The organism is Leucogemmata humicola, from assembly GCF_055379415.1.
The window spans coordinates 1,320,987-1,341,904 of record NZ_AP040875.1 but is presented as its reverse complement, the minus strand read 5'-3'; the positions used below and the strand labels follow the sequence as shown (position 1 = coordinate 1,341,904).

Genomic DNA, 20,918 nt, shown 5'->3' with positions numbered 1-20,918 from the left:
GAAAAGCGCCAGCCGACCTTGTGCCCTTGCCGCGCCAGGGTCCGTGTCAGAGAATAGGCAATCGCCACGGCCCTTCACGGGAGCCAACGAAGCATGTCCGCATCAGCTCGGCAGCCTCGCGCGCCAACGGACGTTTCGAATCCACAGTACTACCACAAAGTGGTGGACTGTCAGTGGGCGTGCCCTGCCCATACGAACGTTCCAGAGTACATCCGCCTGATCGCCCAGGGACGATACACGGAATCGTACCTGCTCAATCGCGAATCGAATGTTTTTCCGGGCATCCTCGGACGAACATGCGACCGACCATGTGAACCCGCGTGTCGACGCGGACGCGTCGACGGCAAGCCTGTCGCGATCTGTCGACTCAAACGCGTGGCCGCGGATCATCGCGATGACATCAGCGAATCCTTACCGAAGGCGCCGCTTCAGAAGAATGGAAAGCGCGTCGCGCTGATCGGCGCCGGGCCAACATCGCTCACCGTCGCGAACGATCTCATGCCGCTTGGCTACGAGGTCGTGATCTTCGAGAAGCTCAGCGAGCCCGGCGGATTGATGCGCATCAACATTCCGTCATTTCGTTTGCCAGCGTCGGTGCTCGATGAGGAAGTTGGCTACATCCTCGACATGGGCGTAGACATTCGGTACAACTCGCCCGTCACGAGCCTGCGCACGTTGCTCGACGACGAGTGGGACGCCGTGTACGTCGGCAGTGGCGCGCCTACGGGCAAGAATCTCGACATGCCTGGTCGCGCCGAAGCGTCGCCGAACATTCATATCGGCATCGAGTGGCTCGCGTCGGCACACTTCGGCCACATCGAGAAAATCGGCGAACGCGTGCTGATCATCGGCGTCGGCAACACGGCCATGGATTGTTGCCGCACGTCGCGACGGCTGGGCGGCAAGGATGTGAAGGTCATCGCACGCCGCTCGCGTCCACACTTCAAGGCATCGCCATGGGAGTTGGAGGACGCCGAGGAAGAGGGCGTGGAGATCGTCGAGAATCACGCGCCGAAGCGCTTCGTGCTCGAGAATGGCAAGCTCGTTGGGCTCGAGCTCGACCGGCTGCGCTGGTTCGAGGAGAACGGAAAGCAGAAGAGTGAAGTCGTCGATACGGTCGTGATCCCGTGCGACGACGTGATTCTCGCAATCGGTCAGGAGAACGCCTTCCCGTGGATCGAGCGCGACATCGGCGTCGACTTCGACAAGAATGGTATGCCCGTCGTCGATAAAAAGACGATGCAATCGACGCACGCGGACGTGTTCTTTGGCGGCGACGCAGCGTGGGGACCGGAGAATATCATCTGGGCCGTGGAGCACGGACATCAGGCGGCGATCTCGATTCACAATCATTGCCAAGGTGTGTCGCTCAGCGATCGGCCTGCGTTCGGAATGAATCTCGTCAGCTCGAAAGTCGGCATGCATGCGTGGAGCTACAGCAACGATTACAGTCCGCTGCCGCGCACGAAGATGCAGCACGCCGAGCTGACGAAGCGCTTTCAGGGCCTGAATGTCGAAGTGGAACTCGGCTTCGATGTCGAGCAAACGGTGAAAGAGGTCGAGCGCTGCCTCAACTGCGACATCCAGACGAATTTCAGCGCCAATCTCTGCATCGAGTGCGATGCGTGCGTCGACGTCTGCCCAGTGAACTGTCTGACGATTGCAACCGACAGCGCGGAAGACGATTTCGACATTCGTAAACACCTCTCGGCGCCGGCGCTGAATCTCAAGCAGGAGATCTATATATCTGCGGCGCTCCCGCAGACCAAGCGTGTGATGGTGAAGGATGAAGATGTCTGCCTGCATTGCGGCCTGTGCGCCGAGCGGTGTCCGACGGCCGCGTGGGACATGGCTCAGTTCCAGCTCGTGATTCCGTACGCGACACGCGAGGCGGTGCAGCATGCCTGATCTTCAGCCGTCTCGCGTAAACGACTTCGCCTTCAAGATCGGCACCGTCAACGGCACCGGCTCGGCCAGCGCGAACAGTCTGCTCATGCAGGCGATCTTCCGTATGGGCATTCCCGTCACCGGCAAGAACGTTTTTCCGTCGAACATTCAGGGATTGCCCACGTGGTATGAGATTCGAGTGAGCAAGGACGGCTACACGGCGCGTCCTGCGCATGTCGATCTCGTCGTTGCGCTGAATCCGGAGACGTACGCCAAAGACGTCGCAGCGGTGCGTCCCGGTGGCTACTTGCTGTATGACTCGTCCTGGCCGCTCGACGAAAAGCTCGTGCGCGACGGGATCACGATCCTCGGGATTCCCTTCGGCAAGCTGTGCGTCGACGCGTTCGAGGGCGATCGCAATCGCACGCTCCTGCGCAACATCGTGTACGTCGGCGCGCTCGTCGCGTTGCTCGAGATCGACATGGACATCGTCGGCGAGATGCTGCGCGAGAAGTTCTCGAAGAAGAAGGCGCTGCTCGACGCGAACTTCCGCGCGATCCGGCTCGGCTACGACTGCGCGAAGGCGAATTACGCGTGTCCGCTGCCCTTCCATCTCGAGAAGATGGACGCGACCACGGACAGCATTCTCCTCGACGGCAACTCGGCTGCCGCACTCGGTGCGGTGTACGCCGGGGCGACGGTCGGTGCGTGGTATCCGATCACGCCGTCGACGTCACTCATGGAAGCGTTCAAGGAATACTGTGAGCGCTTTCGCGTCGACCCGGAGACCAAGCAGCGTAAGTACGCGCTGATTCAGGCCGAGGACGAGTTGGCCGCCGCCGGGATGGTGATCGGTGCGGGGTGGTGCGGCGCACGATCGTTCACGTCGACTGCGGGCCCGGGCATCTCGCTAATGAGTGAGTTCATCGGCCTCGCGTATTACACCGAGATTCCGGGCGTCTTCTTCGACATTCAGCGCACGGGTCCGTCCACAGGTATGCCGACGCGCACGCAGCAGGGCGACCTACTGTCGATCGCGTATCTCTCGCACGGCGACACCAAGCACATCGCGCTCTTTCCGGCGAATCCGGAAGAGTGCTTCTATCTCGGTGCGAAGGCGTTCGATCTTGCCGAGCGTTTCCAGACGCCGGTGTTCGTGGTGTCGGATCTCGACATCGGCATGAACGACTGGATGTGCAAGCGCTTTTCGTGGGACGACAGCTATCGCCCCGATCGCGGCAAGGTACTGAACGCCGACGACCTCGAGCGACTCGAGCGCTTCTCGCGCTATCTCGACGCGGACGGCGACGGTATCGCCGCGCGTTCGCTTCCCGGCACGTCGCCGCGCGGCGGATATTTCACGCGCGGCTCGGGGCACACGAAGCACGCGACGTACACCGAGGATTCGGCCGAGTATCAGGAGGTCGTCGATCGCCTGACGCGGAAGTTCGAGACGGCGGCGCGAACGGTGCCGGCGCCCGAGATGCATCTCCATAGCGGCAACGGCGCGTCGGCACCGATTGGCATCGTCTCGCTCGGCGGTTGCCATTCTGCGGTGATCGAAGCCGTCGATCGTCTGCGCGCTGGCGGATTGTCGGTCGACTACATGCGCGTTCGCGCGTTCCCGTTCGCGTCCAGCGTGCGCGCGTTTCTCGAGGCGCATCGGCGGTGTTATGTCGTCGAGCAGAATCGCGACGGACAGCTGCGGACGCTGCTCGCGATCGAGACCGGCCTCGCGCGCGACAGCATGTCGTCGATTCTCGATTATGGCGGACTGCCACTCACCGCCGATCGTGTGGTCGCCGGTGTGATGGAAGGAGAGGAGCACGCGCGGACAGCATTTCCGACTCCGATCGCGCTGGTTCGTGACTCCAACTTGCTGGAACTGTCATGACATCGATCACCAAGCCTCCCGTTCGGCATCCATCGCTTCCGAAGAACGCGCTCGGCCTGACGCGTCGCGAGTACGAGGGCGCGATGTCGACGCTCTGCGCTGGCTGCGGACACGATTCGGTGACCGCGTCACTCGTGCAGGCGCTGTGGGAGCTCGACCTTCCGCCGCACCGCGCCGCGAAGATGAGTGGCATTGGCTGCTCGTCCAAGACGACCGCGTATTTCCTCAAACAGTCGCACGGCTTCAACGGAGTGCACGGCCGCATGCCTGCGCTCGCGACGGGCGCCAACGCGGCGAATCGTGATCTCGTGTACGTCGGCATTTCGGGCGACGGCGACTCTCTGTCGATCGGACTCGGTCAGCTCTGCCACGCCATCCGTCGCAACGTGAACATGGCGTACGTCCTCGAGAACAACGGCGTCTACGGTCTCACCAAGGGCCAGTTCTCGGCGTCATCGGACCTCGGCTCGAAGTCCAAGCGCGGCGAGCCGAACCTGCAACCGCCCATAGATCCCGTACTGCTCGCGCTGACTTTGGGCGCGACATTCGTCGCGCGCAGCTTCTCAGGCGACAAGGCGCAACTCACGCCGATTCTCAAAGCGGCAATCCGCCACAACGGCTTCGCGCTCATCGACATCATTTCGCCGTGTGTGAGCTTCAACGATCACGACACGTCGACGAAGAGCTATCGATACACGCGCGACCACTATCACGAAATCGCGCCCGTCGACTTCATCCCACTCCGCCGCGAGATCACGGCCGAGACGAGCGACGCGTCGGCGGTGAGCGTGACGATGCATGATGGGAGCACCGTGCGCTTTCGGCGGGTGGCCGCGACTTACGATCCGCGCAACCGCGACGCAGCGTACGCGTACGTGCGCGAGCATCAAGCGCGCGGCGAGGTCGTCACCGGACTGCTGTATATCGACGAGAGCGCGGCCGACATGCATGGCGTCGCCGGAACGCTGGCGCGGCCGCTCGTCGATCTGCCGTTCGAGGAGCTGTGTCCCGGAAGCGGGGCGCTGGCGGAGTTGATGGCGGAGTATCGCTAGCGCTCGCGGCGGTTTGGTATCGCCGCGACACGGCCCGCGGCCGAGATTGCCGAATGCCGCGCGCCTTCGAGGCAGTCATCACTTCGCTCCGCCGCCAACTCGCCGCCGAGATCACGCGCTCGCTCGGCGAGAATAGTCAGCACACAATCGCGCCATCGCTCGGCATTCCGCAGCCGAGGATGTCTGAGCTGAGTCGAGGTGTGGTTGAACGGTGCAGCGTCGAGTGGCTGGTCCGGCGGATCTATTCGCTGGGCGGATCGGTGACGCTGACCGTTTCGCTGGGCGACGCCAAACGTGAGTGGACGCAAAAGCGAATGGCCGCAGCGCGAGCGCGGCGACAGTTGGCGGCCGCGGGTGGTTCACCGGCCGCTGTCAGGTCATCGGTGCCGACTGTAGTCCCAACAGCGGTTCCGCCGGTGGGGCCGACGGCCGTACCTGCCGCGGGCGCGAAATCGGTTGACCGGGCGCTCGGTGTGTCCTCTGGAGCGCCGCTCATTCCAAATTTGGAATAGCTGGTAGTGCGGCGATTTGGCGTCGCGGCGGGACAAACGGCCGCGAACGACACCCCAGTGCGGATCGCCAGAGACTCCAGGGTTTCGTCGCTGACCCGCAACGGCCAGCTCCTCTCGTCGACTCACGCATTCGCGATCTCGGCCGTGTACAGTACGCCATCGTCCGAGTAGATCGACGCGCTCTACTCCCCACGACCCGTCGACCGCCGTACCCGCCGTACCCGCCGTACCGCCGTACCGCCGTACCGCCGTACCGCCGTACCGCCGTACCGCCGTACCGCCGTACCGCCGTACCGCCGTACCGCCGTACCGCCGTACCGCCGTACCGCCGTACCGCCGTACCCGCCGCATCCGCCGCCCGCCGCCCGCCGCCCGCCGCCCGCTGCGCCGAACCGACTGTAACACCCACAGCCGCCGCCGCTAGCGCCACCTAAATTCCAAATTTGGAATGAGCGGCGCTACGAGAGCATATCAGACGCGGCCACCCCCGCTCCGTTTCCGCGTTCACTGCTTACTGACGTGTTCTCCAACTTCCGCCAAGTGCCTTGTACAACTGAACTGCCGCCGTGAGCTCGTTCAACTGCGCCTGACTTAGCCCTAGTTCGGCCTGGAACAAGCTCCGCTGCGCATCGAGCAAATCGAGGTACGTCGACAAGCCTGCCTGATACCGCGATTCGGCGAGATCGAGTGCCAGCCGAAGCGCATTGGCTTGCGTCGCCTGCGCCACCGCTTGGTCGCGGGCCGCGCGAACACCGGTCAGCGCATCGCCCGCTTCGCGCAGCGCATTGAGCGCCGTCTGCTCGTATGCCGCACGCGCCTGCTCGGCACGCGCACGCGCTGCAGCCGACAGGTTGGCCAGACGCCCGTTGTCGAATAACGGAAACGAAATTCCAGCGAGCAGCTGATACACTCGCCCGCGATCGCCGAACACATCACCCGGCACGCCGGCCTGGCCACCGAGCGAACCGACAATACTGATCGTCGGAAGGCGGGCCGCATCCGCGACGCCAATGCGCGCCGTCGCCGCAGCATAACTGCGCTCGGCCTGCTGCACATCCGGCCGACGCGCGAGCAACACCGCCGAGATCGAATCTGGAACCTCCAACGCGCGCACCGCATCGACGAGGGAACGGCCACGCGTGATCGGGGCGGGACGCTCGCCGACGAGGACATCGATGTTGTGCTCCGTGGTAGAAATCGCGCGTTCAGTCTGCGCGAGCGTCACCGCGGGCGCCGCGACCTGCGCTTCGAACTGCCGCACATCCAGCTCGGACGTCAATCCCTGCGCAAAGCGCGCGCGAGCGACGTCGAGCGTCTGCTTGCGCGTGCTCAAGGTTCGTTCGGCAATCGCGCGTTCCTGGTCGAGCTCGAGGAGTTGCAAATAGCTCGTCGCGAGATCGCTAACCAACGACAGGCTCGTGGCGCGCGCAGCGGCCTCCTGCGAACCGAGATCGGCGTTCGCCGCGGTGACGCCACTGCGGAGACGCCCCCAGAAATCCAGTTCCCACGCGAGATCCGCGGTTGCACGCGCAGCACGGAACGACGTCGCCGGCAACGCGCCCGACACAACCTGATTCGTGCTCTGCGACGCGTTGAGGCTCACCGACGGCACGAGCGGCGCGCGCGCGACACCAACTGCTGCCCGATACTCGCTGATTCGCGCCTGAGCTAGCTGCAGGTTGCGATTCTGACGCATACCCGCATCGACGAGTCGCACCAATGAGGAATCGCGAAAGATGTCGAGCCACGCGACGGCCTCGCGCGCCTCGCCGCTCTCGAACTGCTTCACTGCGGGACGGCGCAACGCACTCGAGGTATCGCGACGCCGGGCGGCGGCGAGCGAGTCGAAGAAGATGCGCGACGAATCGCTTTCGCGATCAGCGCCGACGCGCTGCGATTGAGGGATCGCTGGCTCGGGCGTGTACTTCGGTCCAACGGTGCATGCCGCGACCAACGTCGCGACGACGAATGCTCCTGCGCGCGGCCGCATCATGCGTGCCCCGCAGCGTGCGCGGTCGGAGCCTTGCCCTTCTCTGCAGACTTCTTTCCCTCTGCGAGTCCGCGGATGATTCGGAAGAACAGCGGTATGAAGAAGATTCCGACCGTCGTCGCGAACAGCATGCCGGCGAACACGCCCGTGCCGATCGAGTGGCGACTCGCTGCGCCGGCGCCACTCGCCAGCATCAGCGGCAACACGCCGAGAATGAATGCGAATGACGTCATGAGAATCGGGCGCAGTCGTTCGCGCGCCGCCTCGACGGCCGCCTCGCGGATCGACATGCCCTCGCCGCGCAGATGGTTCGCGAACTCCACGATGAGAATCGCGTTCTTTGCCGCGAGACCGACCACGGCGATCAAGCCAACCTGGAAGTACACATCGTTGGGCTGATTGCGAATCCAAATTCCGAGGAGCGCGCCGAGCACACCGAATGGAACTCCGAACAGCACTGCGAACGGCACCGACCAACTCTCGTACTGCGCCGCGAGCACGAGGAACACGAGAATGAGACCGAGCACGAATACCAGCGCCGCATCACCGCTCGACGCGCGCTCCTGGTATGACTGCCCTGAGTACGACACGCCGAGACCTGAGGACGCGAACTGATTCTGCACGAGCTCGTCGACTTGCTTGAGCAGCTCGCCAGAGCTGTGTCCGGGCTTCGGCGGTCCAGTGAACTGCGCCGAGATAAAACCATTGAAGCGCGGGACTACCGTCGGCGCGCTGCGGAAGCTCGTCGTCGTGAGCGCGGACACCGGCACCATCGTGCTGTTCGAGCCGCGCACATACAGCCGTCCGATGTCGGACGGCGTCTGCCGGAACTGCGTCTGCGCCTGCGCCTGCACGCGATACGTCTTTCCGGCGAGGTTGAAGTCGTTGATGTAAAGGTTCGACAAGAACGCCTGAAGCGTCGCGAACAGGTCGGTGAGGTTCACACCGCGCGCCTTGGCCGCCGTGCGATCGACTGTGACATACACCTGCGGCACGCTGGCGCGGAACGTCGTATTGATCGCCCCAGCCGCCGGCAACTTGTTCACTGCCTGCCGAAACTCCTCGACGTGCTGCGCGAATGTTCGAATGTCCTGACCATTCCGATTCTGCACGTTGATCTCGACGCCCGCCGTCGTGCCGAGTCCAGGGACTTCCGGCAGGTTGAAACCGAATGCGCTCGCGTCGGGCAGTCCGGCCAACTTTCGATTGACGCGGGCCGCAATCGAATCGAGGGCGTCGTGCGGGCCGCGCTCGTCCCACGGCTTCACGTTGAGAAACACCGTCGCGCCATTGGTCGCATTCGAATTGTTCAAGAAGTTCATTCCCGCCAGCGCAACGATGTTCACCACCGCCGGCTCGGCGCGCAGAATCTTCTCGATCTTCTCGACGGTCGCTGTCGTCCGCTGCAGTGATGCAGCGTCGGGCAACTGAACCGACAGCGCCATGTAGCCCTTGTCCTCCGTTGGGAGGAACGCTGTCGGAATCTTCCGCCACAGCAGCCCCGCGAACACGATGAACGTCAGAAACACCGCGACCCAGATCGGCGGCCGGCCCACGACGGCGTTCACCGCGCCGGTGTATCGCTTCGTCGCGCGCGCGAAGACGCGATTGAACCAACCGAAAAAGCCGGTTGTGTGCGTTTCATTCGATTCAGTAAGCAGCAACGCGCAGAGCGCCGGCGTGAGCGTTAGCGCAACAACGCCCGACAACACCACCGAGATGATGATCGTCATCGCGAACTGCTTGAACAGCTGCCCCGTGACACCGCTGATGAACGCCACCGGCACGAACACGGAGCAGAGTACGAGCACGATCGCCACGAGTGCGCTCCCCACCTGGCGAATCGCCTTGTCCGCCGCCAACCTCGGCGACAGGCCTTCTTGCGCCATGATGCGCTCGACGTTCTCGATCACGACGATCGCGTCATCCACGACGATGCCGATCGCCAGCACGAGGCCGAACAGCGTCAGTACGTTGATCGACATTCCAAACAGCAGGAAGCCGAGGAACGTTCCAATGACGCTCACGGGAACGGCGAGCATCGGAATGAGCGTCGCGCGCCAGCTCTGCAAAAACAGGAACACGACCAACGTCACGAGGACCATCGCCTCGGCCAACGTAATCGCCACTTCATGAATCGACGCGCTGACGAACGGCGTCGTATCGAACGGCATCGACCACTTCACGCCGGCCGGAAAGCCCGACTGCATTTCCGCGAGACGCTTCTGGATCGCCGCCTTCACGTCGAGCGCGTTCGCACCGGGGCGCGTATACATCAGCACGAACGCCGTTGGCACGCCGTTCAGTCGCCCCTCGAGATCGTAGCTGCGTGCGCCGAGCACCGTCTTGCCGACGTCGCGCAGACGAATGATCGATCCGTCAGGGCGCGCGCGAATGACGATGTCGTCGAACTCCTGCGGCGTCTGTAGGCGACCGATCGTTGTGATCGGCAGCGTGAGCTGCGTGCCCGGCGGCGACGGCTCGGCGCCGAGCCGTCCCGCGGGATTCGTCGCATTCTGCTCGCGCACCGCGGCCGACACGTCGCTCACCGTCAGGCCGAGCTGCGCCATCTTGTCGGGGTCGAGCTGGAGCAGCATCGAGAAATCGCGCGCCGGAAAGGGCGTCGCGTCGCCCACACCCGGCAGGCGCTTCAACTCGTCGACGACGAACAACTTCATATAGTTGGCGAGATACGTCGCGTCGTAACGCGGATCGCTCGACTGCAGCGCGACGATACCGAGGATGTCCGTATTCGCTTTGAGAATCGTGATGCCGTTCGTGCGCACAGCGTCGGGCAACTGCGGCTCGGCGAGCTTCACCGCGTTCTGTACGTCGACCGCGGCGAGATCCTGATTGCGCGAGATGTCGAACGTCACCGCGATGTTCGAGCTACCATCGGCCGAGCTGGTCGATGCGTAGTAGAGCATGCCCTGCAAGCTGGAGAGCTGCTCTTCGATCGGCGCGGCCACAGCTTGAGCCGCATCCTCGGACGACGCGCCCGGAAAGTTCGCGGCAATACGCACGGCCGGCGGCGTGATCTGCGGATACCGGGCGACGGGAAGCAGACGAATCGCGAACAGGCCGAGCAGCGTGATGACGATCGAGATCACGGCGCCAAAGATCGGGCGCCGGATGAAGAAGTAGCGCGGCTCCTCCGTCATCGTGCGGTCGCGCTGCTGTCGACGAGCGGAACGGGTTTCACGACGCGCCCCGGTGCGACCTTCTGCGTTCCGTCGACGATCACGCGATCACCCGCCGACAATCCCTTGTCAATGATCCAGAGCGTTCCATTCCACGAACCGGTGACGACGTCGCGCGCGACGACCGAATCGCCAGGCCCAACCACGTAGACGTACTGTCGTCCCATACCCTGCATCACCGCACGCTGCGGAATTGCCAGCGCGCTGTTCCGCGCAAAACCTTCGAGGCGCACACGAACGAACTGTCCCGGAAGCAAGCGCCGATCGCCGTTGGTGAACTTGGCGCGGAACTCTTCGGTTCCACTCGCCGAGTCGAGCGACGGCGCGACGAAATCGAGTTTTCCGGCGCGCGGGAGCAGCGAACCGTCGGGCAAGAGCACTCGCACCGCGAGACTGCTGCCTGGCCGGATCAACGCGCCAGCGCGCGGATCGGACTCCCACGTCGCCAACTGTTGCGACGACGGATGGAACGTCACGTACACGGGATCGAGCTCATCGATTGTCGTGAGCAGATCCGCCGGGCCAGTTACTCGCGCACCGAGTTGCAGTCGCGCGCGCCCGACCTGACCGTTGATCTCGGCGCGAATCACACAGTCGTCGAGATCCTTTTTCGCGACATCCACGACAGCCTGCGCCGATTCGAGCTCAGAGCGCGCGTTGTCGACGTCCTGCTGTGCGACGGCATGCTTGGGGAGCAGCGGCTCGAGTCGAGCGACCGTGCGCTTTGCGTTGTCCAAGCGCGCGACGGCACTGCGATACGCCGCCTCGTACTTCACCTGGTCGAGTTTGTACAAAACCTGGCCCTTCGTGACGACGCTGCCTTCGTCGAACGGGCGATCGATGACGATGCCTTCGACGCGCGATCGAACTTCAACGCGTCGATACGGCTGCACCTGTGCGCCGAGTTCGTATGGCTCGGCGATCGTGGCCGGCGCGACGGAGACGATTCCGACCTGTGGGGGCGGCGGCGCCGCGCCCTGCTGTTGGGATGGAGGAGCCGACGCCTTCGAGCAGGCTGCGACGACGAACACACCAAGAGACATCGCGGCGAGCGCATTCGCTCGCCCGCGTGGAGTAGTCAACACGGGTGCGACCAGGTTGTCGTGAAACATGATTGCGAGCGCATCGGCGACGCGCCCTCAAAAAACCTCAACCGGTCTGTAGCGGGAAGGAAGGTAGGGACCCACTTCGTTTTTCGTCCCACCCCAACGGCAAACCGTTCCGTCCCACGATCGATTCCCCGGTACCGGAGTCCGCACGCATAGACGTTGCAAAGTTGATCTGTTGAGCAGCAGTGGGTGTGGGCGATATGGTTGGCGAGGCAACGATCGAGAACTCAGCCGGCGACGCAGACCGAGCGTCGCTGCTGGCAACGGCGTGCGCGGCACTACTTCCCCCGCTACTCGCCTTTGCCGGTCATTGGTTATTTGGCCCTACTGTCCGACCGTGGTCGCTCTTTCTGGCCGCGGTCCTGATCAGTGCATGGTTCGGAGGATTTCGCGCTGGGATCGCCGCTACGGCCGTCTCGGCGTTTCTCGTTTGGTGGTTCCTCGTTCCGCCAACGCACGTTGGATTGAAGGGCGAACCGAGGCACATCATCGCCGCAGCGACGTTCATCGGCCTGGGCATTGGCATGAGCCTGATTCAGCGACGCTTTCAACAGGCAAAGCGCGACGTTGCCGCTGCGCTCATCTCGACGCGTCAGTTGAACGAACGACTCGCACAAGCCGTGGCCGACCGCGAGATATTCGCGGCGCTCATCGAAAACTCATCCGACTTCATCGGCATCGCGCGCCCCGATGGAACTCCGATCTACGTCAATCCCGCAGGACGCCAGATGGTCGGCCTTCCCGCGGATTTTCCGCTCGAGTCGGCAACGATCGAAGAGTTCTATCCCGACGATCTTCGCAATTTCGCGTCGACCGTGATCCTGAAGGCAGTCCAGGAGACTGGCCAGTGGGAAGGCGAGACGCTCTTTCGTGATTGGCGAACCGGTGGTGCCATTCCCGTGTGGGACGTGCACTTCGCCGTGCGAGATCCCGTGACGCAGCGTCTGCTGGGAATGGCGACGATCACGCGCGACATGTCGGCGATCGTTCATGCGCGGACGCAGTTGGAAAACGCGAACGAACGTCTGCACAGCGTCACACACGACCTGCGCGAGGCGCAGCGTATCGGACGAATCGGAAGCTGGTTCTACGATCCCAACACCGATACAGCCGATTGGTCGGACGAAGTTTTTCGAATTCACGACCGACCGGCAGCCAATTCACCGCTGGTGTTCCACGGCTCACAACCGCTGTTCACGCCGGAGAGTACCGCCGAGATCGATGCCGCGATTCAGAAGTTGCTCAAGGATGGCTCGCCGTACGAGCTGGATGCCGAACTGATTCGCTCCGACGGCTCCACGGCGTGGGTGACTGTACGCGGAGTCCCCGCGCGCAACCGCGCCGGCGACATCATCGGCGTGTCGGGAACGACCCAGGATATTACAGAACTCAAAAAACTGCAAAAGCTCAGGCAAGAATGGATGTCGGTCGTCGCGCACGACCTGCGGCAGCCCATCGGCGTCATCAAAATGGCGGCCGAGCTGCTACCTGAACTCCACAACGGCGCGGTGAGCAAGGAAGAGCAGGACGTCACCAAACGCATTCGCTCGGCATCCGTCGAGCTGTCGCGCATGGTCGACGATCTGCTCGACGTCTCGCGACTCGAGGCGCACCGGCTCAGCCTCGATCGGACATGGGTCGATCCGCGCGCCATCGTGGACGAAGCGGTTGCACGACTGTCGCACATCACACCGGGAATTCATCTGAAGGTCGTGCTCGACAACAGCCTGGTTCCCGTCTGCGCCGACGCAGGGCGCATTGGCCAGGTGCTCGGCAACCTCATTTCGAACGCGATCAAGTACGGCGACCGAACGAGCGACGTCGAGATTCATCTTCGTCGGGACGAAGACGTCGTCACGATTTCCGTCACCAATCACGGCAAGGGAATCTCGCCCGAGGAGCTTCCGAAACTCTTTCAGCGTTTTGCCCGGCGCAGAGAAGATCGAAGCGCGGGAGTTCCGGGGCTCGGACTCGGCCTCTACATCGCGAAGGGGCTCGTGGACGCGCACTCGGGTCGCTTGTGGGGAGAGAGCGTTCCCGGCGAAACGACCACGTTCTCGTTCACGCTCCCGACAAAGGACCGCCGATTCGCGAAGGCCGCGTAGCGATCAGCGCCCGGCGTTGGTCCAGAATAGGATCACGCCGCACCCGCGCTGAGACCGTCCGTATTGCATCGGGGCTGTGGCCGTGTTGTTATAGATCTCGACTCCAGCAATTTCCTGAGGCTTGGGGAGAAACGTGAGGTTGTAGGCGTTCCCCACACTCATGCCGTCGACGAAGATCTCGAAGAGACACCCACGCGACGACGCCGCGTAGGCGATCCCTCCGCGATCGATGATGTTGACGCCGAGCACGGCCCGCAGCAGATCGCTCGTCTGCACCGCATGTCGCTTCTCGATGTCCTCGGCCGTAATGAACTTTCCCTGCCCCGAGTGCATCCGCGTTTCGAACTCGGTGAGCCGCTGAACGCGCGACGACGCCTTGATGACAATAGTGTCCAGGACGTTGGTGATCGGCTCGAGCGAGAACGAGGGACGCACCGTATCGCCCGCTGCGATTTCCACCGTGGTGGAATACGCCACGAACCCGAGGCGATGCACGACGAAGATGTATCGCCCAGCGGGAAGTGAGAAAATGCGAAAGCGACCGTTATCGCCCGTCGCGACGTGAATCGGGCTGCCGAGAATCGCGATCGTGGCCTGCGGCAACGGTACGTCGTCGGCGTTCGTCACGATACCGTCGACGACGGCCATTGCTGACGCCGGAGGTGATGCTGGCGTTTGCGCGGAGATGGTTGCGGCGGCCAGCAGGCCGAGGACCGCGGTAATCGTCGCTCTCATGAGTGAATTCTGCAGCGAGATTCAGCGTGCGGCCAGGGCACGCGAGCTGGCAGAAACGTAGAAAGCCGCCTCCTCGGACGACCCCGGGAGACGGCTTCTCACGCGATCAGCCAGCGTCGGCCTTTCGCGCTACGGTGTCATCTGACCTGCCTTTTGTGCCGACTGTGCGGTGACACCGGCCGCCGAATTCTGCGCGCCGTTTGTGCCTGCGCTCCAGCCCGACGCGTTCACGAACCAGATCGTGTTCACGCCCGTCTTGAGACCCCACGAATTGTCCCAGCCGGTGACACTGCTGAAGTCGGGCACCGTGACGTCGAACGAACCGGTACCAACCCACGTGACCGTCGCTTCGATTTGCGCCGAACGAGCCGCCGTGGTCGACTGCTGGAAGCTCGCGAGGAAATTCTGGTTGTACTCGGTTTGCCGCGTTAGCACCGCGCGCAGTCGGACGTATGGCGCCGTTGCTGCGGACGTGACCGCCGGCGTTGCGAGCGCCGGACCCATCGTGACCGTCTGGTTGCCGAGCGCTGTGAAGTACACCGCGGTCGAGCGCAGCGTTGCGGCGGCGATCGGATCGGTGAGTACCGACGATGAGAATGCCGACACGCTGAGCAGATGCAGATCGCCCGAGGCCTGCTGTCCGCTCGGAATTCCAGAGAACGTCCGCGATGCGCCACCGAAGCCGATGTCGCTGTAGAGCAGACCCGCGGTTCCGTTGGCGGTCGTATACAGCACGTTCACGAGACTCTGATCCGTGCCGAGATTGCTGATCGTCGCCGTGGCCGTACCTGGCGTGAACGCTTCAGCGGCGCCGAAGTCGAGCACAGGGAGTGTCGCATTGTCCGCCGGGTTCTGATTGCGACGGACGATGACCTTGGCCAGCGACGTCGAGACCGACGTGCCGACCAGCGCGAGCGTCGTGCGAGCCGCGATCAGATCGTGCGGGCCATCGCCAACGCCTTTGAGCGAGAAGGATGTGCTGGCCGACGGAACCACCGTCGCCGCACGCGTACCAAGGCTGATCCACGCTTGGTCAGTGGTGCCGAGTCCAGCGACGGTGCCGTTCACCGTTTTGGCGGTCGCCGCGGGGCACTGCTGAATACCGCGCGCCGTGACTTCAGCGCGGTTTCCATAATAGATGAAATTCGAGGCCGTTGCGCCGTTTGTAACAACGTACGCAACGCCGCCGCGATCGTTCGTCAGGCTGAAGCTGAAGGTATTGTTGGTGCCAACGACTCGCGTCCATGCGCCACTGCCGTCCTGCACCGCGAACCACGCGATGGTCGATGCGTCGCAGAAACGCCAGACGATGTTGCCAGTTCCCGGATTCGATGCAACCGTCGTCGCGACAGCGACCGTCGACGTCTGCGTCGTGACACCTGTGGCCGTGCCCGTGATAGTGAGCGTGCCGCTGCTCGCCGCGGTTCCTGCGGCAACAGCTACGGTCAACGTCGCCGACGTGCCCGTGACGCTCGCCGCCGACAGCGTTGCCGTCACACCTGCGGGCGCACCCGTCACCGCGAGATTCACCGCGGCAGTAAATGGCGCCGTGCGCGCAATCGTGATCGTGCTCGTGCCACTCGCACCAGCCGCAACGCTCAGCGTCGCCGGGCTCGAAGAGAGCGTGAAGCTACCGTTGTTGACAACGGCCGCCTGCGTCGTGAGCGCAAAGCTCGCCGTCGCGTCGGACACGCCGGTGCCCTTCGCGCGAACCGTGAGACTCGCCGTGCCAGCCGCCGCCGCTGCTCCAACATTGATCGTGATCGTCGACGACGTTGCTCCCGTCGCAATGGTGGTTGGCGAAATCGTCGTCGTCACACCGGAGGGCGCGCCCTCAACCGACACGTCGACCGAACCGGTATAGCCGCCCGATCGCGTGAGCGTGGCGGTCACCGTCGTCGATCCGCCCGCGGTGACCGATCCTGACGACGCGGAGATTGCCAGCGCGATCGCCGGTGTTTGCGTCGGAGTAGTGGGCGTGCTCGGCGTGCTGTCGCTGCTCGATCCTCCGCACGCGACCAACGACATCGAGAACGCGAGTGCCGCTAGGCCAGCAAGAGTCCGGACCTGGCGTCGGCCCGTACCTGTAACGATTCGTTCCATTCGACAACCTCTGAAGAGTGGGAATCGGTTCCGAGAACGGTCGTCCCCTGGAAACCGACGCTACGAAATGCGATAGTACGTGTGCGCGTCCCCTGGTCGTCCCCTGGGGCGTCCGTACGAGTCCCCCGGGAGTGTTTGCGACGATGCTGCACCTCCGCATGCTAGGCGCGTTCGATTTGCGCGCCGACGATGGCCGTGTCATCACGTCTGTAGTCGCGCAACCCAAGCGCGCTGCACTCGTTCTCGTTCTCGCCGCCGCGGGTCGCGGTGCAATTGTTCGGCGCGACACGCTGCTTCCGCTCTTCTGGCACGAGCGCGACACCGACTCTGCGCGCGCCGCACTCCGACGCGCGCTCCACTTTCTTCGACGCGAACTCGGCGACCGAGTGATCGTTGGCGTCGGTGGCGAAGCGCTGCGTCTCGAACCCGATGAAATTCGCGTCGATCTCTGGGATTTCGACGCCGCCGCCAAGGGTGGCGATCACGCAGCGGCGCTCGCGTGCGCGGGCCAGTTTGCTCCAGGCCTACACGTCAACGACGCGCCGGAATTCGATCGCTGGCTCGATGCGCGTCGGGAGCTGGTGCGACGCGACGTACTTCGCGCGGTGTCGGGCGCTTTTACGGCATCGATCGCACGCGGCGACGGACCGACGGCGATTCTCGCCGCACAGCGATTGACCGAGACCGCGCCTGACGAAGACGCATCGTGGCGTGCGCTCATCGAGGCGCATCGCTCCATTGGCGACGGCTCCGCTGCGATCGCCGCATACAATAGATACGCGAGCTACCTGCGCGACGAGCTCGATCTCGACCCGTCGAGCGATCTCGAAGCTCTCGCCAACGCGCCGCTTCCGCCGACGGTGAAAGTCGCGGTTGAAATGCCGCGTGAGCCGAACGCAGCGACCACGCGAGCGTCGGCTCCGCAACGCACATCGCCTCCCGTCGCGCGCCCTCGCGCTCGCTGGCGTGCTACCGCTATCGTGTCCACGCTCGCGATTGCACTCAGCGTCATTGCATGGTCGGCCGTTCGTATCGCCCGTGCGCCAACGACCGACGCGAACGCTCCGGGAATCGTTGCCGTCCTTCCCTTCGCCATCAGTGGCAACACTGACGTTCAATACCTAGGCGACGGTCTCGTCGATCTACTCAGCCTTCGCCTCGATGCTGCGGGAACGGCACGCTCCATCGACTCGCGCGCAATTCTGTCGCGCTTTGCCGGTCGCGCGCCCGTCGCCGATGGCGATGCAGCGCGAGTGGCGGCGGAGCTTCATTCGTCGCTCGGTGCAACGCGCGTCGTCGTCGGTGCGGTCACGCAGGTGGGCGAGTCGCTCGAGCTCGCGGCGCGCCTCGTATCCGCAGATGGCGAAGTGCTGACGGTGGCCACTGCGCACGCCAAGAGCGAAGTCGATCTGCCCGCGGCCGTCGATGACATCGCTCGCGGAATTCTTGCCGCAATGGCGGGACACCGCATCGAGCTTACCGCCGCGACGACGCCATCGCTCGACGCGCTCAAGTCGTTCATGGCCGGGGAGCGCGAGTTCCGCGCCGGCCATTTCGACGCGGCCATCGTCAGCTATCGCGCCGCGATCAAAACCGATAGCACCTTCGGTCGCGCCTACGCGCGACTCAGCGCCGCGCTGTCCGAGGCGACGAACGTGCAGGCAGTCGACGCAACGATCATGGCATTCACCGCGCGCCGTTTTGCGGACCGGCTTCCGTCTGTCGAACGACTGCTCGTCCTCGGACACGCAGAGTTCTACGCGGGATCGGCTCAGGCAGCTGAGCAGTACTTCCGCGCGGCGACGTCAGCGGCACCAGAGGACGTAGAAGCGTGGATCGGATTGGGTGAGTCGATCTTTCACGGCTACCCAATCGACGGACGACCGATAGGCTCAGCGCGCGCTGCCTTCGCACGCGCATTGTCGCTCGACCCGTCCAATCCCACGGCAATCGAGCACCTCGCGCGTCTCGACGCGTGGGATGGGCTCACCGATTCACTCGTCCGTCGCACGACCCAGTTGAACCCGGAAGCGCGCAACGATGTGCGCGGCCGCGAGATCATCGCGCTCGCAACGTTCGCTGCAGGCGATAGCACTGCGAAGGCACGGTTCATTGCGAATGTTGGCGCCGCGTCACCCCGCGATGCGTGGCGTATCGCGTGGACGACTGCGCACTATGCACGCGCATATAAGGATGCCGATCGCCTGCTCGCCGTTGTCGCGACCAAGATCCCAGCGTCGCGTCGCCGCGGACTCGTCACCGTGGCGCGCGCGCACTTTCTCGCTGCCGCTGGACGCGTCGACGCCGCGTACGCATTACTTGACTCCGCACGCAGCGACGCGCCAATCGAAGCACTCTGCGCACGTGCGCAATTCGTCCTGCTCCTCGACCCCTCGCACCTCCGCAGCGGCGAACGCGAGGCGGTCGTGCGTGATCTGCGTGCGTGGGACGGACACATCGCCGCCGCGGACGCGTGGTTCGAGGAAGAGATCAGCGATGACGGTCCCTCGATTCGCGCGTACTATCTCGCGCGGCTTGGTTCTCCGACAGCTTCGCCACTGCCGTCGTCGGCGACTATGGTTCCGGCAATCGTCGCAGCGGCGCGTGGCGACTACGAAACAGCGCTCAAGATCGCGCGCTCACCGGAAGCACGGTATGTCCACATGCGTCGCACGCTGCGTTTCAACCGCGGCCTCGATCGCGTGCTGATTGGCGAATGGCTGCTCGCAACTGGCGACAACGCCGAAGCCGCCAAGTGGCTGTCGAGTGTTCCAGAGGATCGCGGATACGACGTACTACTCGTTGGTCGCGCGCACTCGCTCGGCATGCTCGCCGCCGCAAGCAGTCGGCGCGAGCCGGTCGTTGGGGATCAGATTCGGCACTAGGGGGCGAGGTCTGAGGTCTCTGGTCTGAGGTCTCAGGGTGAGGTCTCTGGTCTGAGGTCTCAGGTCTGAGGGGAGAACCCGCGACTGGGGCCAGTGATGCTGACGCTGCCTTCGCGACGCGGCAGCATCTATGAATTGACAACGGAAACAGCCGGATTCAACGGAAAAAGCCTGATCAGGCAGTTTCCGCAAAATCCGGCTGTTTCGTTTTCCAATTCACAGATCTCTACCGTCGAACAACGCTCGTCACGCCGATGGAACCAAGGCAACTGAGAGTGTGACGCTGTCCACGTGACCGCATCCACACTTTGCCTCCTCGCCCGACACCTTCACCGTGCGATGAACCGTCTGGAAAGACGGTGCGCCAATATCCAATTCATACGTGCCTGGGCCACCGTGAACGATGCAACTCTGCCCCGCCGGGGACGACACGGAACACTGAATTGGCGAGCCGCTCACAAGAACAAACGCACTATCTATCGCGCGCCCGGCAACACTCGACGAGACATTCACCGCGACTGCCCAAGAGAGCGGACAGGGCGGCTGTATGCACGGCCCATCGTCGCAACCAACGACCACCAACAAAACCGCGCCTCCGACGAACGAACGAAGCAACGAACGTGACATCTGACAATGCAGGGTCAATTTGATACCGCCTTGGCTGATGGGTCATTTCATATCACTCATGAGATTCTTCGACACTTCTCATGAGATGTCTATGAGATGAGCCACCATCAGTCAAGGGCGCGCATCACGGCGTGCCGGCCTGCGAGCGCGCGTCGGTCTTCATTTTGTCGCTCGCATACACCGCAATCTCGACGCGGCGATTCTGCTGACGACCAGCGTCGCTGTCGTTCGCCGCGATCGGCTCGGTCTCGCCACGACCCGTCGTCTCGACGCGCGTCGCGCTCACGCCCATCGACTCGAGGTACGTCGCCACCGAATTCGAACGCTTGCGCGACAGCTCGAGATTGTACTCGTCCGCGCCCTGCGAGTCCGTGTGTCCGACCAGCAGCAACTTCGAGTCGCCAAAGCTCGACAGGTTCGCCGCAAGGTTATCGAGATTCCGCTTCGACTCGCCGCGCAACACGCTGGAATCGAAGTCGAACAGCAGCCCAGAGTCGAACGTGACGACGAGGCCCTCGCCAACGCGCGTCACTTCGGCGCCCGCGACGCTGCCCTGAATCTCCTTGGCCTTCTGATCCATCTGGTGGCCGATGATCGCACCGGCCGCGCCGCCGACCGCCGCACCAATGATCGCGCCGCGCGCCGTCGATCCCGTCGCCTTGCCAACGACTCCACCGATCACGGCGCCGCCTGCTGCGCCAATGCCGGCGCCCTTTTCCTTGTTGTTCAACGTCGCGCAGCCAGACGTGGTGACCAAGGTCACCATCGCGAGCGCGATTGTCGTCGTGTTTTTCAGTGAACCGTACATACGAACTCCTT

At 63.6% G+C, this 20,918-nt stretch carries 12 protein-coding genes; 6 read left to right on the top strand and 6 right to left on the bottom strand.

The features are described 5' to 3' along the window. Nucleotides 1–93: 93 nt before the first annotated feature. Genes AC6H4Z_RS05570 through AC6H4Z_RS05555 form a run of 4 tightly spaced genes read left to right on the top strand, consistent with a single transcriptional unit; the run spans nucleotide 94 to nucleotide 5,345 of the window. Nucleotides 94–1,908, top strand: a complete 1,815-nt coding sequence (locus tag AC6H4Z_RS05570; RefSeq protein ID WP_497545747.1) for an FAD-dependent oxidoreductase — start codon at nucleotides 94–96, stop codon at nucleotides 1,906–1,908. After that, nucleotides 1,901–3,781 (top strand): 2-oxoacid:acceptor oxidoreductase subunit alpha, encoded by a 1,881-nt coding sequence (locus AC6H4Z_RS05565; protein WP_497545746.1) that lies wholly within the window; start codon nucleotides 1,901–1,903, stop codon nucleotides 3,779–3,781. The genes AC6H4Z_RS05570 and AC6H4Z_RS05565 overlap by 8 nt, the downstream gene beginning before the upstream one ends. After that, on the top strand, nucleotides 3,778–4,833 hold the full coding sequence (locus AC6H4Z_RS05560; RefSeq protein ID WP_497545745.1) for a 2-oxoacid:ferredoxin oxidoreductase subunit beta: 1,056 nt from the start codon (nucleotides 3,778–3,780) through the stop codon (nucleotides 4,831–4,833). The genes AC6H4Z_RS05565 and AC6H4Z_RS05560 overlap by 4 nt, the downstream gene beginning before the upstream one ends. A 53-nt stretch (nucleotides 4,834–4,886) precedes the next feature. Beyond that, entirely contained in the window at nucleotides 4,887–5,345 is a 459-nt protein-coding gene (locus AC6H4Z_RS05555; protein WP_497545744.1) for an XRE family transcriptional regulator, read from the top strand. A gap of 511 nt (nucleotides 5,346–5,856) precedes the next feature. Here the strand turns inward: AC6H4Z_RS05555 and AC6H4Z_RS05550 are convergent. The 3 genes from AC6H4Z_RS05550 to AC6H4Z_RS05540 are packed head-to-tail and all read right to left on the bottom strand — an operon-like array spanning nucleotide 5,857 to nucleotide 11,647. After that, the gene (locus tag AC6H4Z_RS05550) at nucleotides 5,857–7,338 is read right to left on the bottom strand and encodes an efflux transporter outer membrane subunit (protein ID WP_497545743.1); all 1,482 of its coding nucleotides are present in this window, start codon (nucleotides 7,336–7,338) and stop codon (nucleotides 5,857–5,859) included. Further along, entirely contained in the window at nucleotides 7,335–10,496 is a 3,162-nt protein-coding gene (locus AC6H4Z_RS05545; protein ID WP_497545742.1) for an efflux RND transporter permease subunit, read from the bottom strand. The genes AC6H4Z_RS05550 and AC6H4Z_RS05545 overlap by 4 nt, the downstream gene beginning before the upstream one ends. Further along, nucleotides 10,493–11,647 carry an efflux RND transporter periplasmic adaptor subunit gene (locus AC6H4Z_RS05540; RefSeq protein ID WP_497545741.1) on the bottom strand — a complete coding sequence of 385 codons (1,155 nt, stop codon included), beginning with the start codon at nucleotides 11,645–11,647 and terminating at the stop codon, nucleotides 10,493–10,495. Before AC6H4Z_RS05540 ends, AC6H4Z_RS05545 begins: the two co-directional genes overlap by 4 nt. A gap of 182 nt (nucleotides 11,648–11,829) precedes the next feature. Between AC6H4Z_RS05540 and AC6H4Z_RS05535 the strand changes: the two genes are divergently transcribed. Then, the gene (locus AC6H4Z_RS05535; protein ID WP_497545740.1) at nucleotides 11,830–13,749 is read left to right on the top strand and encodes a sensor histidine kinase; all 1,920 of its coding nucleotides are present in this window, start codon (nucleotides 11,830–11,832) and stop codon (nucleotides 13,747–13,749) included. A gap of 3 nt (nucleotides 13,750–13,752) precedes the next feature. On the opposite strand, the gene AC6H4Z_RS05530 is transcribed toward AC6H4Z_RS05535, so the two are convergent. Next, nucleotides 13,753–14,484, bottom strand: a complete 732-nt coding sequence (locus AC6H4Z_RS05530) for a carboxypeptidase regulatory-like domain-containing protein (RefSeq protein ID WP_497545739.1) — start codon at nucleotides 14,482–14,484, stop codon at nucleotides 13,753–13,755. A 129-nt stretch (nucleotides 14,485–14,613) separates the two neighbouring features. Further along, nucleotides 14,614–16,587: a beta strand repeat-containing protein gene (locus AC6H4Z_RS05525; protein ID WP_497545738.1), complete on the bottom strand. Its 1,974-nt coding sequence runs from the start codon at nucleotides 16,585–16,587 to the stop codon at nucleotides 14,614–14,616. Between the two features lie 143 nt (nucleotides 16,588–16,730). Between AC6H4Z_RS05525 and AC6H4Z_RS05520 the strand changes: the two genes are divergently transcribed. After that, nucleotides 16,731–19,472: a BTAD domain-containing putative transcriptional regulator gene (locus AC6H4Z_RS05520; RefSeq protein ID WP_497545737.1), complete on the top strand. Its 2,742-nt coding sequence runs from the start codon at nucleotides 16,731–16,733 to the stop codon at nucleotides 19,470–19,472. A 751-nt stretch (nucleotides 19,473–20,223) separates the two neighbouring features. Here AC6H4Z_RS05520 and AC6H4Z_RS05515 read toward each other — a convergent pair. Next, entirely contained in the window at nucleotides 20,224–20,907 is a 684-nt protein-coding gene (locus AC6H4Z_RS05515) for a YiaD family glycine zipper/OmpA-like lipoprotein (protein WP_497545736.1), read from the bottom strand. Nucleotides 20,908–20,918: the final 11 nt, after the last annotated feature.

Bases quoted from the DNA above. Each gene is read 5' to 3' on its own strand.
- AC6H4Z_RS05570 (WP_497545747.1), top strand. From the start codon at position 94: ATGTCCGCATCAGCTCGGCAGCCTCGCGCGCCAACGGACGTTTCGAAT.
- AC6H4Z_RS05565 (WP_497545746.1), top strand. From the start codon at position 1,901: ATGCCTGATCTTCAGCCGTCTCGCGTAAACGACTTCGCCTTCAAGATC.
- AC6H4Z_RS05560 (WP_497545745.1), top strand. From the start codon at position 3,778: ATGACATCGATCACCAAGCCTCCCGTTCGGCATCCATCGCTTCCGAAG.
- AC6H4Z_RS05555 (WP_497545744.1), top strand. From the start codon at position 4,887: ATGCCGCGCGCCTTCGAGGCAGTCATCACTTCGCTCCGCCGCCAACTC.
- AC6H4Z_RS05550 (WP_497545743.1), bottom strand. From the start codon at position 7,338: ATGATGCGGCCGCGCGCAGGAGCATTCGTCGTCGCGACGTTGGTCGCG.
- AC6H4Z_RS05545 (WP_497545742.1), bottom strand. From the start codon at position 10,496: ATGACGGAGGAGCCGCGCTACTTCTTCATCCGGCGCCCGATCTTTGGC.
- AC6H4Z_RS05540 (WP_497545741.1), bottom strand. From the start codon at position 11,647: ATGTTTCACGACAACCTGGTCGCACCCGTGTTGACTACTCCACGCGGG.
- AC6H4Z_RS05530 (WP_497545739.1), bottom strand. From the start codon at position 14,484: ATGAGAGCGACGATTACCGCGGTCCTCGGCCTGCTGGCCGCCGCAACC.
- AC6H4Z_RS05525 (WP_497545738.1), bottom strand. From the start codon at position 16,587: ATGGAACGAATCGTTACAGGTACGGGCCGACGCCAGGTCCGGACTCTT.
- AC6H4Z_RS05520 (WP_497545737.1), top strand. From the start codon at position 16,731: ATGCTGCACCTCCGCATGCTAGGCGCGTTCGATTTGCGCGCCGACGAT.
- AC6H4Z_RS05515 (WP_497545736.1), bottom strand. From the start codon at position 20,907: ATGTACGGTTCACTGAAAAACACGACGACAATCGCGCTCGCGATGGTG.